The organism is Leisingera sp. McT4-56 (assembly GCF_020514995.1).
Lineage (GTDB): Bacteria > Pseudomonadota > Alphaproteobacteria > Rhodobacterales > Rhodobacteraceae > Leisingera > Leisingera aquaemixtae_A.
Window position 1 is genome coordinate 23,980 of record NZ_JAJALF010000017.1, and the last position, 15,311, is coordinate 39,290.

Below are 15,311 nucleotides of genomic sequence, written 5' to 3' on the forward strand. Positions count from 1 at the left end.
TCCTCAGAGCTTCATCTGCTGCACCTGGGCAGACAATCCGCCGTCCAGCACCCACAGCTGGCCCGAGGCATAACGCGCCTCGTCCGAGGCCAGCCAGTTGACCAGGTTGGCGATATCCTCCGGGGTGCCATAGGTGCGCATCGGATGGACATCGCGCACCGCCTGCTGCAGCTGGTCAATGGTCTTTCCTCCCCCGCCGGAGCCATCGCCGGTGAAGAAGCTTTGCAGCATCGGCGTGTCTATATAGCCGGGGCAGATGGCGTTTACACGGATGCCCTCGGGGCCGTGGTCGCAGGCCATCGCCCGGGTCAACGCATGCACCGCGCCCTTTGTAGCGCAATATGCCGCCAGGCCGGGATCGGCGATGAACCCGTCATAGGAGCCGAAGTTGATGATGCTGGCGCTGCTGCCCGATTTGGCTGCGGCGCGCAGCAATGGCAGCGCGTATTTCGACGCCAGGAAGGTGCCGGTGCAGTTCACCGCAAAGCTGCGGTTCCACTCCTCCAGCGTTGTGTCCTCGATGGTCTTTTCAATCTCGATCCCGGCGGCGTTGACCAGAATGTCCAGCCTCCCGGCATCGGACGTCACCTGTTCCATCGCGGCGATGGCATCGGCCTCTTGGGTGACATCCAGTTTGACAAAGATGCTGCCGTCCTTGTCATGCGCCGCCAATGATCCCTGCGGGGTCAGATCGGCAGCATAGACCCGCGCACCCTCGCGCAGGAACCGCGCGACAATGGCGCGGCCGATACCGCCGCGGCCGCCTGTGACCAACGCGGTCTTGCCGTCAAGTTTTCCTGTCATTTGTGTTCCCCGGGTTCAAACGGTAATGCTCAGCGGCCACGGTCCAGTCCATGTGGTTACGCACATACTGCTGGCTGGCGTCGGAGGGCGGATTGTAATCCCAATGCTCTCCGGCGCCTGCTTCCATTGCGGCATGAAGCGCACGGCGGGACTTCTGGGTGGCGATGATGTTGCGGCGCAGCTCCTCGCTGTTCCAGCGTTCAGCGACTTCGGCGGCAAAGGCGTGCGCGGCTTGTGCATAAGCCGGATCCTGGGCCAGATTGCGGGTCTCCAGCGGGTCCTGCGCAAGGTCATAGAGTTGCGGCGGGTCCGGATCGCAGTGAATGTATTTGAGCGGTCCGCGACGGATCATGAAGACCGGGTAGGGGGTCATCTCGGCGCAATACTCTCCGATGGCCTCGTCCACGGGGTCCGCTTCTCCCTGCGCCAGCGGCAGCAGCGACCGGCCATCCACAGGCTCGCCAAGGATCGTCTCATCACCACCCGCAATTTCCACGAAAGTCGGCAACAGGTCGAGCAAGGAACAGGCATTGGCTGCCGTGCCATGCGCAATGCCCGGCCCCGCCATCACCAGCGGTACCCGGGCAGAATGCTCAAAGAAGTTCATCTTGTACCACAGCCCGCGTTCGCCCAGCATGTCGCCATGGTCGGCGGTGACGATGATGATTGTGTCTTCGGCTGCACCAATGTCTTCAATGGCTTTGACGATTTCACCGACCTTGCTGTCGAAATAACTGACATTGGCCAGATAGGCGCGCCGCGCACGGCGCACTTCCTCTTCACTTAAGGGGATGATGCTGGCCTCGATCCCGTCCATCACCCGGCGCGAGAATGGATCCTGATCTTCGAGCGCTGGGGTAAACTCAGGCATCGGGATCTCCACGCCGGCGTAGAGGTCCCACCATTCGGGTTTCGCGACATAAGGATCATGCGGATGAATGAAACTCGCCACCAGGCAGAATGGAGCGGCCTCTCCCGCTGCCCGTTCCCGCCCCCGGTCGATCAGCCAGCGGCGCGCGGCAAATCCGACCTCGTCATCGTAGTCGGTCTGATAGGTGGCGACAGCTACACCGCTTTCCTTGACCGTCTGCATATTGTGATACCACTTGCCGATCCGCTCATCCGGGGCCTCCCAATCCGGGGTCCAGGCAAAATCGGCTGGATAGATGTCTGTGGTCACCCGGTCCTGAAACCCGTGTTTTTGATCCGGGCCTACAAAATGCATTTTGCCGGACAGGCAGGTCCGGTATCCCAGCGCCTTCAGGTAATGGGCAAATGTCGGGACAGAGGCGCGGAACTCACTAGCATTGTCATAGGCGGCAATCCGGCTGATCAGCTGCCCGGACATGAAGGCAAACCGCGACGGCGCGCACAGCGGCGAATTGCAGTAGGCCGCATCAAACCGCATGCCGCGAGACGCCAGCGCGTCGATATGAGGCGTCTTCGCCACCGGGTGGCCATAGGCGCCGGTCCACTGCGGTGCCAGCTGGTCGGCCATGATGACAACGATGTTGGGCTGGGTCATCCCGCAGCCCCGGCATAGGCCTCCAGCACGAGCCCGTGAAAATGATGGACCGCGTGCTCCGACTTCCCTGACCCCGTGGGGTCGTTGACGATGCGCCCCTGGCTGAACGCAGGCGTGTTCATGCCGCGCTGGACGCTTTCCACCAAATTGATGTCTTCGACCTGCAGCACCTCATCCAGATAGCGGATAGCATCCAGCTCGCCCGCGTCGGGTTCTGGTGTTTCCAGAAAGAAGTCATAGGTCTCCAGCGTCCGGTCCGGTCCCACCGGAATGATGTTCAGAACAATCATGCTGGAGCGCCCTGGATAGCGCATCAGGCAGGTGGTTGGCCACAGCCACCAGACCGCATGGGTGCGCACGGTGGCATTGGAAACATCATAGGCCGTGTTCGCGGATTTCCCCGCATCCGCCATGTGGCTGGAGTAAATCCCGTGCGTAGTCACCTTGTAGGTGTCCATGTCAACCAGATCGCAGAAATCCTTGTGCGCGGTCGGGCAGTGGTAGCATTCCAGAAAATTGTCGACCACGTTCTTCCAGTTTGACTTGATATCGTAGGTCAGGCGGTGGCCGAAAGTCAGTTGGTCGATATCCGGTGCCCAATGGCGGATTTCGGTTTCCAGATTGCCGGATTGCTCCCTGAGCGGCGTGGCAGTTGGATCCAAATTGACGTAAACAAAGCCCGCGAACTCCTCCGCCTGCACCTGGTCCAGGCAGATATCGCCAGTGCTGAAATTCTCCAGATGTTCGGTTTCCGGCGCCCGCATTAGCTGGCCGTCCAGTTTGTAGACCCAGGCGTGATAAGGGCACATGATGCGGGTGGTGCTGCCTTCACCCTTCAGCAGTTCATGCGCGCGGTGCTTGCAGACGTTGTAGAAGGCGCGCAGCACTCCATTCCTGTCCCGAACCACCGCCACTGGCTGGCCCGCAATATCAACGGTCACAAAGGATCCGGGTTCGCGCAGCTTTTCCACATGACAGACCCATTGCCATGACTTGGCAATGATTTCGCGCTGATCGGCGGCAAACCATTCCCGCTGAACGTATGCATCCGCCTTCAGCGATTGCGAATTGCCCGCATCCGCGGAATAACCTTCAGCGATTGATGCGAACTGTGCCTTGGTCGGTAGGTCTGTCACGGTGAACACTCCTTTGCCTGCCTCGTGAAGGCGTCAAAGATATGATCCGCGAAAAAGACACCTATAACAGCACTCTAGTCGCCGTTGATTGAACCTCATTCGCCATTTTGTGATGTCATTGACGGGCGGTACATGGGCCAGGCCCGGAACTCAAAGGGCACCCTGCCTTCGATCCGGTCCTGCCGCGGCGGCAACCCGAAACGTTGCTTGTAGGCGCGCGCGAAATGCACATGGCTGGGAAAGCCGCAGGCCTGAGCAATCTCTGAAATCGGCAGTTCGGTCTGGGTGACCAGCCCGCGCGACCGGTCCAGCCGGATATCCCGGTAGTACAGCTGCGGACTGGTCCGCACATATTCCTGGAACAGCCGGTTCAGCTGGCGCTGCGACACCCCGGCCAGCCTGCACAGCTCGGGAATACTGATCAGCGTTTCCAGGTGGCGCTCCATGATCGCGATGGCCTTGCGGACCTTAGGCGGCGCCGCCAACCCCATCGGCTCCAGCTGACCATCGGTCTGATGTGCGCCCAGCCCTCGCAAGTTCCGGTAAAACAGGTACTTCGCGCAGTCGTTTGTCAGCGCATCGCCAACGATCCCGTGCAGCAGGAACAACGCAAACTCGCCGGTTGCCGCGCCGCCGCAGCAGGTTCCGGTGCTGCCCTCGTGAACGAACAGGTCCTCGCACACATCAACTTCGGAGTATTTCTCGCCAAGGGCGTCGATATGCTCGTAGTGCACCGTCGCGCGCTTCCCCCGCAGCAGGCCCGCCTCGGCCAGGATAAAGGCCGCGGTGTCGAGCCCGGCGGTATAGCTGCCCGCCCGCGCGTGTTTCCGGATCAGGGATAGCAGTGGCTCGCCAGCGAAAGCTTCAGGCGTCCAGCTGCTGGATACAACAACGATATCAGGCTGCATCTGTTTCAGCCTATCCAGCGGGCTGACGGCAATTTCCAGGCCATTGCTGGCCCGGCAGAGCGTCCCGGCCTCGCTGGCGATTTGCCATTGAAAAAGCTGCTTTCCGGCCAGATAGTTTGCTGCCCGGAACGGGTCCAGAAACGCCATTGTCGCCGCAAGATTGAAATGCGGCGTGACCAGGATCAGAATCTCGGTGGTATCATTTCTCTTTAACATGGCCTGACCGCAGCGGTTTACGGGATGCTCGAGCACGACCTAAGGAAACCATTCCCGTTACAGAAAAACCAGTCTTCGAAGGACGGGGAAGTGGTTGCAAACCTTCCGTGTCTTTCGAAGAACAGCCCTGCCGTTTCGAGGGAAATTCTCAACAACGTCTCTTTGCCCGAACGAACAGATCAATCGAATGTGAGCCTTGGATTTCCCGCCGAAACAACTTCCCGGCCAGCCTCTTCGCAGACCCACTTTGAAAACTTGCCTACCATTGGCCTGTCGTCGGCATTGCTAATCATTGAATAACCACGGTTAGAGCGGACTGTTTGCGGGCTTGCCGGGACGAGCCGGCCCTGTTCAAAGAACTTTCTGATGAAGGGGAGAAAGCCTATCGCAATCCCCCGGCCATAGGCCGCTGCCTCGAGAACAATATGCGGCTCCTCCAGAACCTCTCCGCGGTCTGCAAAATCGGCCGGTGCCCCAGCCGCCGCGAGCCAGTGGCGCCATGTGCTGCGATCCCTATAGTGAATGGGCGGCAAGTGCCCGTTCCAAAATGCATCGGGCAACTGCACCCCAGGGGCAGCAACCGGGACAGCTTTGGTATCAAACAGCAGTTCTGCGCCGGATGCAGGGCTATCCAGTTCGGCCCAAATGATTGAGACGTCCGCCAGACCCGTATCCGGCGGTCCGATCGTGTGGATCAGATCCACTCTCAGACCAGGATGCTGCGCTTCGAATGCGCCGATACGGGGCAGCAGCCATTGTGATGAGAGATAGGGCCCGACCGAGACCCGCAGCACTTCCTGGGCCGTCAGCTTCCCGGTGATCTCTTTGAGCTCGTTCCAGATCACTTCTGTTGCGCGTGCCAGTTCGGCGCCATCCTGCGTGAGCCGGACTTCGCGCACGCGGCGTTCGAACAACCGTATTCCAAGAGCGTTTTCAAGCGCCGCAATGCGGTGGCTGACTGCCGAAGGTGTCACGTCCAGGACCTGGGCCGCGCGGGAAAAGCTCAGGCTTTCAGCGGCATGATGAAAATAGACCAGGGCACCCAGGTAGGAAGGATCTTTGGCGTCGGGCAGCATGAGCGTTCCATGTGTGAGCTTGGCTCAACCATCATGTGTTGAATTGGAATTTGTCAATTGTATTCGCTGAGGACCTTATGGCGGTCAGGTAACCCGCGAGGATAGCCACGAAAGCCGGTTTCATCCAATCTGGCTGAGGCACCAATGCTGGTGTCCGGACTGCGGCACCCCTGAGACCGGTGTTCGCGGCATCCGATTGCACCATATCGACGAAGGGATCTCCATCGAGAGTACGGTGGTGGAGGGAAACGGCGTTCAGGTGACTTGGCCGGATGGGCATCGGTCCGAATATGCTGCTCGCTGGCTGCGCAATCACTGCTCTTCGGATGCAGAGCGTGCCCGCAGGCAAGTGCAGCCTGTTCTGTGGAACAGAACTCTCAGTTCGGATATTCCGGTCGGATCGCTGATTGAAGCCGAGGCGGACCCGGCAGCCCGTTTGAAAATTCTTGAAATGGTGCGTGACTACGGGTTCTGCAAAATCGTGGATGCACCGACCGATCCTGAGGAAAGCCAGCGCATGATCCAGCTGGTCGGCGCCCAGCGGCAGACACATTTCGGCACCTATACGCTGAAGAAGAAGACGACCGTGACCAATGTGGGCGATACCACCGGCCCGCTGGATCCGCATGTGGACAAACCCTACCGTTTTGCGGCCATCGGGATCACCGTGTTTCAGGTTCTGCGGCCCAGCTCGAACGGAGGCGCCTCGACCCTGGTGGACGGGTTCGAAGCCGCGCGGCACCTGAAAGAGCAATGGCCGGAGGATTTCGAACTTCTGTGCAAAACGCCGATCACCTGTCAGCGCTTCGACCCTGGCGACAACAGCCATGGCAACATGCGCTGGTACAAGTGCCGCCTGCCGGTCATCCGGCTGGATGACCAGGGCAGTGTCTGCGGAGTGCGGATGAACGAGCGGCAGATCTCACCACTGGATGTGCCTGCCGATCAAGTGGTGCCGGTCTACCGCGCCCTGAAGCGGCTGTTTGAGCTTCTCTAAAGTGAGGATCTGTGCCTGACCTTGGATCTGAAGGCGGGTGAGGGCCTGCTGTTCGACAATCAGCGGCTGCTGCACGGCCGGACCGGTTTTGCGCCCGAAACCCCGCCGCGCACAGTGCTGACGTCTTCGGTCGATCTGGATGACTTCCATTCCAGCATGCGCTTGTTGCAACGGGATCTGGACCCGGATGCCATGCATCTGGTGCTGCAGCAGGGGATGGCGGGATGAGCGGCCCGTTCAAAGTGCTGGCCCTCGGCGGCGACCATATCGGCCCTGAGGTCGTGGCCAGCGGGCTGGCGGTGCTTCGTCAAGCCGCGGATCAATTCGGAGTGGCGGTCGAGATCGAGGAAGATCTGCTTGGCGGCGCGTCCTGGGACGTGCATGGCACCTTCTGCACGGATGCGGTGGCGGCCAAAGCCCGGTCTGCAGACGCCATACTGGTCGGTGCGGTCGGCGGGCCGGAATGGGACGGCATCAGGATCGACGGGCCGGTCACGGAAACGGACGGCCTGACCCGCCTTCGGATCGAGCTGGATGTCTACAACGCGTTGCGCCCCGCGCGTGCCTGGTCCGCACTTCTTCCGCACACCCCCTACCGGCAGGAGGTCGTGGAAGGCGCTGACCTGATGGTCGTGCGGGAAAATTCGGGTGGCATCTACTATGGCGAACCCCGGGGACGCGAGGTCCTGAGTGACGGCCAGATCCGGGCCTTCGAAACCAGCGAATACCGTACCCGTGAAGTCGAGCGCATCGCCCGCTGCGCGTTTGAGGCGGCACGCGGACGGCGGTGGCATGTTACCTCGCTGGACAAGTCCAATGTGATGGAGAGCGGCAAGCTTTGGCGTGAAACGGTGAAGCGGATCGGGCGCGACGAATATCCCGATATCAAGCTGAGCCACCTGCTGATGGACTATGCGCTCTTCGCCGTGGCCCGCGCACCACGGGAGTTTGACGTGCTGCTGGCGGACAACCTGTTCGGTGATCTCATCTCGGATCTGATCGCGGTGGTCTCCGGGTCGCTAGGCATGCTGCCTTTCGCAACCCTGCCCACCGCTGCGAAAGCAGGGCATCCGGTGAAAGGCGGCCTTTACGAGCCAACACATGGTAGTGCTCCGGATATCTCCGGCCAAGGTATAGCCAACCCGATCGGCGCGATCCTGTCGGTTGCGATGATGTTCGAGCATGGTTTTGGTTTGCCTCAGGCCGCGCGTGCCATCGAACGGGCTGTGGAGAAAGCTCTGATTTCCGGTGATCTCACACCCGATTTGGGCGGGCATGCCGGCACAGCCCAAGTCACGCAGACCGTTTTGATCAACTTGCTCTCGAAAAGCGCCTAGGTGCCGCGCCAACCTGAGTTCAGAACATTTTTTGAGTTCTCGGCAAACACGGTGTGGGCTAAGGCTCCCTGTGAACACACAAAACTGGAAAAGACCGGTTTACGCTGCAAATGTGATTCTGCATTTACAGCTTCTAAATCAGGCGGCGATGCCAGCTTGGCCCGCGAAACCATATCCTTGCACGTGTTCGGACCTGTGCAACTTTGTCACCAGATTTGCTTGTGTTTGCGGGTTGATCCAATACTGACCCCGAACTGGCGTGAGAATGCCTTGGACAGCGACTGTGCGGAAGAATAACCGCTCCGCAGCGCGACTTCGTTCAGCGTCAGATCCGTGTGTGCCGCAAGATCGCGGGCGCGCGTCAAACGCATCAGCTGATAGTAGCGCTGTGGAGGCATGCCTAATTCCTTGACGAAAACCCGCGACATGGACCGGACCGAAAGGTTGGCCTGTTTGGAGATGGTTTCAGTGGACAAGGGGGCCTCGATGTTCTCGGCCATGATGGCTGTGCAGCGTCGCAGGTTTTGCGAGCCCTTGGGTTGCAAGGATCCCTCACCTTGGCCTTCAAAGCGAGAGCCGTCATGCAGGAACATGCTGGCGGCATCATGGGCCTGTGCGTCGCCATAGAGTTCTGAAATGAGGGCGATCATTAGATCCATCGCCGTCGAAGCACCGCCGCAGGTCCAGATTTGATCATCCCGCACGAAACGGTCAGGCAGAACTTCGACGTTCGGGAAAACCTCGGAAAATTCCGCGAGTGTCTGCCAGTGCAAAGTGGCCTTGCGGCCTTCAAGCAGCCCCCAGGAGGCAAGGATCCAGGCTCCGGTGTCAGCCCCAATGACCGTCTTGGCTCGTTTGGTGAGTGTGACGCACTTCCTGCTGACGGGATCAACAGCGTCCTGCCGGAAGTCATCGCCGCCAACGACCATAAGCAGATCGCACATTTCCGCGTCAGCGCGCGGTATGTCTGGAGAAAGACGCAGGCCGCTTGAACTGCGGACCGAAGTATCTTTGGGAGTCAGGATGGACCAGGAAATATTGGCTCCAGTCTGGTCACGCACTACCCGCAGAGGCTCCAGCAAACAAGCCAAGAGCATGTTTGAGAACTTCTCGAAGAGAAGGATGTTGACCTTAAGAGACATCAATTCGTCCGAAATGGATAAAATTTTGGCATTTTTGGACAAAATTGATGCGAGTATCAAGGCTAACCTTCCCGGAAGTTCTACCGATTCACCATCCAAACAAGCGGGAGACTTTGACCATATGAACGACCGTCCCTTGTCGAATGTCCGGGTTCTCGACTTTGGCCAGTACCTGGCTGGGCCGCTTGTCGGCATGATGCTTGCCGACATGGGAGCTGAAGTGATCCGCATTGATCCGCCCGGCGGGCCGCGGCTCAAATCCCCCGCAGCAGACATGCTGTCGCGGGGCAAATCCTTTCTTGAGCTGGACCTGAAGACGGCAGAGGGGCTGGAGAGCGCTCTTCGCCTCGTTGAACGCTCTGATGTTGTGATCGACAATTTCCGCCCAGGTGTAATGAGCCGCCTGGGGCTTGGACCGGAGGCGCTGCGCTCCATCAATCCGGCGGTCATCTCTCTGTCGATGCCGGGCTTTGCGTCTGCAGACCCGGAACTTGCGGATGTCGCCGCTTGGGAGGCGGTAATTGCTGCGCGGACCGGCCAATTCACAGATATGGGGCTGAACCGGCGGCTGATGGGGATCAATCCCTCCTTCACGCCGCTGGCGCTCGCCTCGGCCTACGGGTCGACCTTTGGTGCGATGTCGGTTCTGTTTGCGCTTCATTCCCGCGGCCGCAACGGCGGGGAGCACATCGAAGTGCCGCTGGCATCAGCCCTGCTGGAAGGCCTTGTCTACAATTGCGAGCAGATTGAGGACTACCCGGAGCGTTATAAATCCCCGCGCGAAGTAGAGCTGGAGCGGCGCGCGGCGGAAGGGCTGCCGATGAATCTGGAGTTCGAGGAACTGTCTGAGTTCCTTGACCCGTTCTACCGCACCTATCCCTGCGCCGACGGTCGCGGTTTTTATGTTGTGGCCTGCAGTATCAAGGGCCACCCCGAACGGGCGCTGGAGACGCTCGGGCTGGGTGAACTGGTGCGTGAGCTGCCGGACTTCGATGCTTACTTGGATCAGTCCGATTGGCCGGCGGACTGGTCGATGCGCAGCTACCCGGTCGGCGTGTCCGATCGCGCGCGCGTGTCCAGCGCCATGAAAGAAGCTTTTCTGACCCGTCCGGCACATGAATGGGAAGCGCTGTTTGGGGCGGCCAAAGCACCCGCCACGGCACAGCGGACCACCAAGGAGTGGCTGGACGATCCGCATGCGCTGGCTTCCGGCCTGGTGCTGAAGGTTGACGACCCCAAGCATGGCGAAATGCGCCAGATGGGCAACATCGCCTGGCTGGCGGATGATCGTGGTGCGGCCGTCAAGCAGGCAGCCCGCCCCGCGGATCCGGATACGCTTCTGGCGGAAGAGCCGCGCAGCATAGCCGTTGGCGAAACTGGCAATCAAGGGTGGCTTGAAGGGCTCAAGGTGCTTGACCTCACCAATGTCATCGCCGGTCCAACCATCGGCTCGACCCTGGCCCGGTTCGGGGCCGAGGTTACGCTGGTTCAACCTGTTTCTCCGTCGGTGGATCCGTGGAACGCTGTGGTCTTTGGCCTGCATGCGCACCGCGGCAAGGAGAGCATCCTGCTCAACCTGCGCAGCGGCGAGGGACAGAACGTTCTGGCCCGGCTGATTGCCGAAGCTGATGTGGTCACCATGAACGGCACAGATGCGCAGCGCGATGCGCTCGGCCTGTCGCCGGAGCGGATGAAGGAGATCAATCCGCAGCTGATTCTGGTCCAGCTTGACGCCTTCGACGGGCCGCTGCAGGGGCCGAAGTCGAACCACCTTGGCTATGACGATCTGGCGCAAGCCGCCACTGGTGTGATGCTGCGGTTCGGGGGCGGTATGGACACGCCGGAGGAGCACGCGCATTTCGGCACTATTGATGTGCTGACCGGGTTTTGCGCCTGCGTTGCGCTTGGCGGCGCCTTGATCAAACTGCGGCGCACCGGCGAAGGCAGCATCGCACGGGCTGCACTGGCGGGGGGTGGCAATTTGATCCAGGCCGAGTTCATGTATGATTTCAACGGGCGTGCGCCCTTCGACGAGCCCGCGGGGCGCGAAGCGCTTGGCTGGGATGCGTTTTATTATTGCTATAAGGCAGCCGACGGCTGGATGTTCTTTGCCGCCCCGAAGGAGCGCCAAGCCGCCCTTGCCGATGTTGCGGAACTGAGCGATCTGGCAGATCTGCGAGAGACAGAGCTGCAACGGGCACTGGCCGAACGTTTTGCAACCCAGCCTGCAGCCTTCTGGAGTGCAGCCTTGTCCGGCACTTCCAGCGCAGCGGTTCCGCTAGGATCCCTGCATGCGACCCGCGATGCCTCTTTGCAGCTGGAGAGCGAGGGTGCGATTGATCTGTCGAAGGACACCTTTCGGGTGATCCGCCATGACCAGCACCCGATGGGACGCTGGTGCGATCTGGTGGCTCCGAATGCAGTCCGGCCCGAGCGAAGCCGCATCGCCATCCCGTCGTATATGCCAAAATACGGGCAGCACACGCGGGACATCCTGGCCCGCCTTGGATTGGATGAAGAGGCCATCGGCAAGTTAATCGCCTCGGGGGCCGCCGCCACGCAATGGGCGGACAAATATCTTCCCGAGTGAGTGAAGAAGGCGACCGGATCAGCCCGGTGTTCAACGAATTCGTGGAAGGTTTTTGCGACGAAGTGCAGGGCTGGCAGTCCGACAGGCAGCGGGAGGCCGTAAACGGCCTCCCACTCTATAAACACTGCCTTGCCTGATAACCGCCCCGCAGAACGAGCATCTTAGGTTCCGGCTGATCTTGCCGCAGCCATTTCCCAAACCGCATAGTGTGCCTGAACGCAGTGTGCAAAATACGGTGCGCCAGGCACATATGGCCTCCGGGTTTTGTCCGCGCTGGTGCGCCGGGCCACGGCACAGAACAACAAGGATTGGAATTGTGATTCAGCCGGAACAGGAAAGCGCAAGCCCTGCTATCACCCCGCGCACCCGAGCGCGGGCACGCCATATTCTGGATCACTATTACATCGGTCCTGCCCGCGATGAACAGGTGCTTGAAATCTGGGGCTACACCGACCGCTACAGCTTCCGGCCCGGCGAAACTGTGGGTTTGCGGGTGTCGACAACTGCCGAAACCTGGTCTCTGGAGGTGGGACGGGACGGAGCAGATTATGTCCCTGTGCTGCGGGTGGAAAACTTGCCGGGCCGGCATCAGGACACGCCCCTGAACTGCTCGGTCAATGGCTGCGGCTGGGATATCAGCCATTCCTTTGTTATTCCGGATGACTGGACGGCAGGCGCCTATCTGATCACCCTGCGGGCAGACCGCGCAGATGACGCTGTCGAAGAACACCATGTGATCTTTGTCCGGCGGGCTGCACATGCCGAGCCAGCCCCTATGGTGCTGATCTGCGCAACGGGAACCTGGCTTGCCTATAACTGCTGGGGTGGATCCAGCGCCTATGAAGGCATTACGGGGCCGGGACGAAATGCCTTTTCCCCTGTGCTGTCGAATCAACGGCCCTGGACCCGGGGGTTCTGCAAATTGCCCCAAGGTGCTCCTCGTGCCTTGACCGAGAAGCCGGCCGATCCCGGCGGCATGGTGCGTTACCCTTACATGGAGTGGGCTTACGCCTACGGGTATTCAAAGAAATACGCCTCGGCTGGCTGGGCCAGCTATGAACGCCACTTTGCCTGCTGGGCGGAGGCCGAAGGCTACAATTTCGAAATCGTCACGCAGCACGACCTGGAACTGGAGCCGGACCTTCTGGCGGGCCACCGGTGTGCGGTCTTCGTCGGCCATGATGAATACTGGACAGCGGCAATGCGCGAACGGGTCGAGCGTTTTACCGAAAACGGGGGCCGGGCCGCGCGCTTCGCCGGCAACTTCTTGTGGCAGACGCGGCTCGAAAACAACGCGCAAACACAGGTCTGCTACAAATACACGGCCAAGGAGGCCGACCCCCTTATGGGAAGCGATCAGGAACATCTGCTGACTGGCGCCTGGGATGCCCCGCCGGTCAACCAGCCCGGCGCGCAGACCTTCGGCGTAAATGGCCTGAAAGGTGTTTATGCAGGTCTCGGCAATTGCGTCGGCCAAGGCAGCGGCGGGTTCACGGTCTACCGCCCGGACCATTGGTCGCTGGACGGCGCGCGGCTTGGCTACGGCGACCAGTTAGGCGCGGCATCGCGGATTTTCGGCTACGAAGTGGATGGGGTGGATTTTACCTTTGACGACGGGCTGCCTTATCCGACTGGCCGGGACGGCACCGCCGGATCGGTCGAGATCATTGCTTTGGGTATGGCAACGAATGTCGAGGCGGATTTCGCCCACTGGGGCGAGACTCTCTACATCGGAACCGCCGATGCAGAATTTAAAGCACTGACGATGCTCGGCGAGCTGACGGCAGAGATGCTGGACAAGTCCAGCCGCGGCAACGGGGCAGTCATCTCTTGGAAAAAAGGCAAAGGCGAAGTGTTTTGCGCTGGCACTTGCGAATGGGTCGCCGGGCTGACACGCCGTGACAGTCAGGTAGAGACAATCACCCGCAATGTCCTGGACCGGTTCTGCCGAAAAAGGGACAGCGAACCGAATTAATCTTTTGAAGCCTTGAACTGTGGTCGGCGCCGTTGCCACTCTTCGCGGGTTCCCCTCCAGCGGCAGCACGGCACGCGCGTATTCCCATTTTGTATATTCTAGGGGTAGCTTTCGCAGGCGCAGCGAATTCAAACTCGCCGCCCTTCCCGGGAGGTGCAGAGGGTAGAAAGGAAGCAACGGTCGTATCCGCTTCGTGCTTCATGCTGCCATGCGGTGCCGCAGTTTCAGATCGCTCAACGAAAGTAAAAGCCGGCATAGTCCCCTCCCTGTCTTGGTTCCGTCACCGCGAGGTGAAAGTACACTTTCAACTTGCGATCTCCCCCCCCCGGCTGAACGACTGCTTCGGTGACACCTGCTGATTTACAGCGAAACCACGCTGCAGTTGCGAGCAAATGCTGCGTCAGCAAACACTCGGGAAGGGCAACGGCAGCAAAGTCCCGCAGTGTGTGAATTCACGCAGCATCAGATTTCGGCGTCGCGGCTAAAGTCCGCAATGACGGGCCGCAGTGCAGCGGAGGAACGCAGTGGCCAACGGCAGCAAAGGGCCGAAACGCGACATGCCGCAGGCAGGATAGGAAACCGAAATCATGTTGTAGAGGGCCTGCGCCGGAAGGGTGCCTCGCTCTCAGTGGTGCTGATTGAAAAAGGCTTCTGCAAAGGCGCTGAAAGCCTGGAGAATTGGACGCTTCAGAGCTGCACCACGATGGGCAAGAGCGATCTGATGAAGGGGCGGATTGCCGGAAAGAGAGACCCGGATCAATGGGCTCCCATCATAACAGGGGGCATCCGGCAGATCGGTGGCCAGCAGCCCGACGCCGAACCCGTTGGCCACCATTGAACGCAGCATTTCGATTGACCTGGTTTCGTGGGCGACCTGCACTGAGCCCTTGGCGTTTTGCAGCAGGGACAGAAAATAACTGCGGCTGTGGGGCAGGTTCATCAGGATGACCGGCTCCTGCGCCAGGTCTTCGGCGTTCACGCTGGGCTGATGTGCCAAATGGTGCTCCTGCGGCAGCAGGGCATAGGGCACCGCCGCCATCAGCGGAGTGATGACAAAGTCGGATGGAATGCCGAAGTCGTATAGCAGCGCCATGTCAATCCGGCCTTCGCTGAGCCAGTCGAACAGCGTTTGCAGGTCACCTTCGAGGATGCGGACTTCGGCGTCCGGGCGGTCGTCCAGGAAGCGGCGCACCAGCCGCGGGGCATAGCGCGGGCCGAGGGTGGAAAACACTCCCAGGTTCAGGAACTCTGGTGTTCCGTCACCGCCGCTCAGTACCCAACGCGCTTGCTTCTCCAGTTCGCGCAGCTGGGCGACCTTGTGCCGCCCGAACGGGGTCAGCTCCATCCCGCGCCCGGGGATACGGAGAAAGAGCTTCTGTCCGAACACCTCCTCGCAGCGGGTAATGGCTAGCGAAACCGAGGGCTGCGAGGTGTTCAGCGCGCGGCTCGCCGCGGCAGTGCTGCCGGTGTCTGCGACCGCCAGCAGGACTTCAACCTGGCGGAAGTTCAATGGTATATTCAAACAGGAATACCCTTCATACCTATCTCGTATTTCCTACAATACCTAACCGAACGCTATCCTCCAGCAAGCAATTGAAGGTGGAT

Annotated in this window: 12 protein-coding genes and 1 pseudogene; 6 read left to right on the plus strand and 7 right to left on the minus strand. The window is 60.3% G+C overall.

Features of this window, described 5'->3' with window-relative positions:
• Positions 1 to 3: 3 nt before the first annotated feature.
• The 5 genes from LHL23_RS16820 to LHL23_RS16840 all read right to left on the minus strand — a co-directional run bounded on the left by LHL23_RS16820 (position 4) and on the right by LHL23_RS16840 (position 5,665).
• Positions 4 to 804: an SDR family NAD(P)-dependent oxidoreductase gene (locus LHL23_RS16820; protein WP_226430776.1), complete on the minus strand. Its 801-nt coding sequence runs from the start codon at positions 802 to 804 to the stop codon at positions 4 to 6.
• On the minus strand, positions 788 to 2,329 hold the full coding sequence (betC, locus tag LHL23_RS16825; RefSeq protein ID WP_226430777.1) for a choline-sulfatase: 1,542 nt from the start codon (positions 2,327 to 2,329) through the stop codon (positions 788 to 790). Before betC ends, LHL23_RS16820 begins: the two co-directional genes overlap by 17 nt.
• Positions 2,326 to 3,465: an aromatic ring-hydroxylating oxygenase subunit alpha gene (locus tag LHL23_RS16830; RefSeq protein ID WP_226430778.1), complete on the minus strand. Its 1,140-nt coding sequence runs from the start codon at positions 3,463 to 3,465 to the stop codon at positions 2,326 to 2,328. Before LHL23_RS16830 ends, betC begins: the two co-directional genes overlap by 4 nt.
• A 95-nt stretch (positions 3,466 to 3,560) precedes the next feature.
• Positions 3,561 to 4,589 carry a GlxA family transcriptional regulator gene (locus LHL23_RS16835; protein ID WP_226430779.1) on the minus strand — a complete coding sequence of 343 codons (1,029 nt, stop codon included), beginning with the start codon at positions 4,587 to 4,589 and terminating at the stop codon, positions 3,561 to 3,563.
• A 179-nt stretch (positions 4,590 to 4,768) separates the two neighbouring features.
• Positions 4,769 to 5,665: a LysR family transcriptional regulator gene (locus LHL23_RS16840; RefSeq protein ID WP_226430780.1), complete on the minus strand. Its 897-nt coding sequence runs from the start codon at positions 5,663 to 5,665 to the stop codon at positions 4,769 to 4,771.
• Positions 5,666 to 5,765: 100 nt separating this feature from the next.
• Between LHL23_RS16840 and LHL23_RS23560 the strand changes: the two are divergent.
• The 4 genes and pseudogenes from LHL23_RS23560 to leuB form a co-directional block, all read left to right on the plus strand.
• Positions 5,766 to 6,029 (plus strand): annotated as a pseudogene (locus LHL23_RS23560) (gamma-butyrobetaine hydroxylase-like domain-containing protein); the annotation flags it as partial.
• Complete coding sequence (locus LHL23_RS23565) at positions 6,015 to 6,662, plus strand: TauD/TfdA family dioxygenase (protein WP_319005216.1); 648 nt, start codon at positions 6,015 to 6,017, stop codon at positions 6,660 to 6,662. The pseudogene LHL23_RS23560 and the gene LHL23_RS23565, both read left to right, overlap by 15 nt.
• A gap of 21 nt (positions 6,663 to 6,683) precedes the next feature.
• Positions 6,684 to 6,890 carry a hypothetical protein gene (locus tag LHL23_RS23570; RefSeq protein WP_319005213.1) on the plus strand — a complete coding sequence of 69 codons (207 nt, stop codon included), beginning with the start codon at positions 6,684 to 6,686 and terminating at the stop codon, positions 6,888 to 6,890.
• Positions 6,887 to 7,999 (plus strand): 3-isopropylmalate dehydrogenase, encoded by a 1,113-nt coding sequence (gene leuB, locus LHL23_RS16850; RefSeq protein ID WP_226430781.1) that lies wholly within the window; start codon positions 6,887 to 6,889, stop codon positions 7,997 to 7,999. The genes LHL23_RS23570 and leuB overlap by 4 nt, the downstream gene beginning before the upstream one ends.
• Positions 8,000 to 8,205: 206 nt before the next feature.
• On the opposite strand, the gene LHL23_RS16855 is transcribed toward leuB, so the two are convergent.
• Positions 8,206 to 9,201, minus strand: coding sequence for a GlxA family transcriptional regulator (locus LHL23_RS16855; protein ID WP_226430782.1), 996 nt, complete (start codon positions 9,199 to 9,201; stop codon positions 8,206 to 8,208).
• 61 nt (positions 9,202 to 9,262) lie between these two features.
• On the opposite strand from LHL23_RS16855, the gene LHL23_RS16860 reads away from it, so the two are divergent.
• Both LHL23_RS16860 and LHL23_RS16865 read left to right on the plus strand, forming a co-directional pair.
• Complete coding sequence (locus LHL23_RS16860; protein WP_226430783.1) at positions 9,263 to 11,731, plus strand: CoA transferase; 2,469 nt, start codon at positions 9,263 to 9,265, stop codon at positions 11,729 to 11,731.
• Between the two features lie 178 nt (positions 11,732 to 11,909).
• Positions 11,910 to 13,706 (plus strand): N,N-dimethylformamidase beta subunit family domain-containing protein, encoded by a 1,797-nt coding sequence (locus LHL23_RS16865; RefSeq protein ID WP_226430784.1) that lies wholly within the window; start codon positions 11,910 to 11,912, stop codon positions 13,704 to 13,706.
• Between the two features lie 625 nt (positions 13,707 to 14,331).
• Here the strand turns inward: LHL23_RS16865 and LHL23_RS16870 are convergent.
• Complete coding sequence (locus LHL23_RS16870; protein ID WP_226430785.1) at positions 14,332 to 15,216, minus strand: LysR family transcriptional regulator; 885 nt, start codon at positions 15,214 to 15,216, stop codon at positions 14,332 to 14,334.
• Between the last annotated feature and the right edge of the window lie 95 nt (positions 15,217 to 15,311).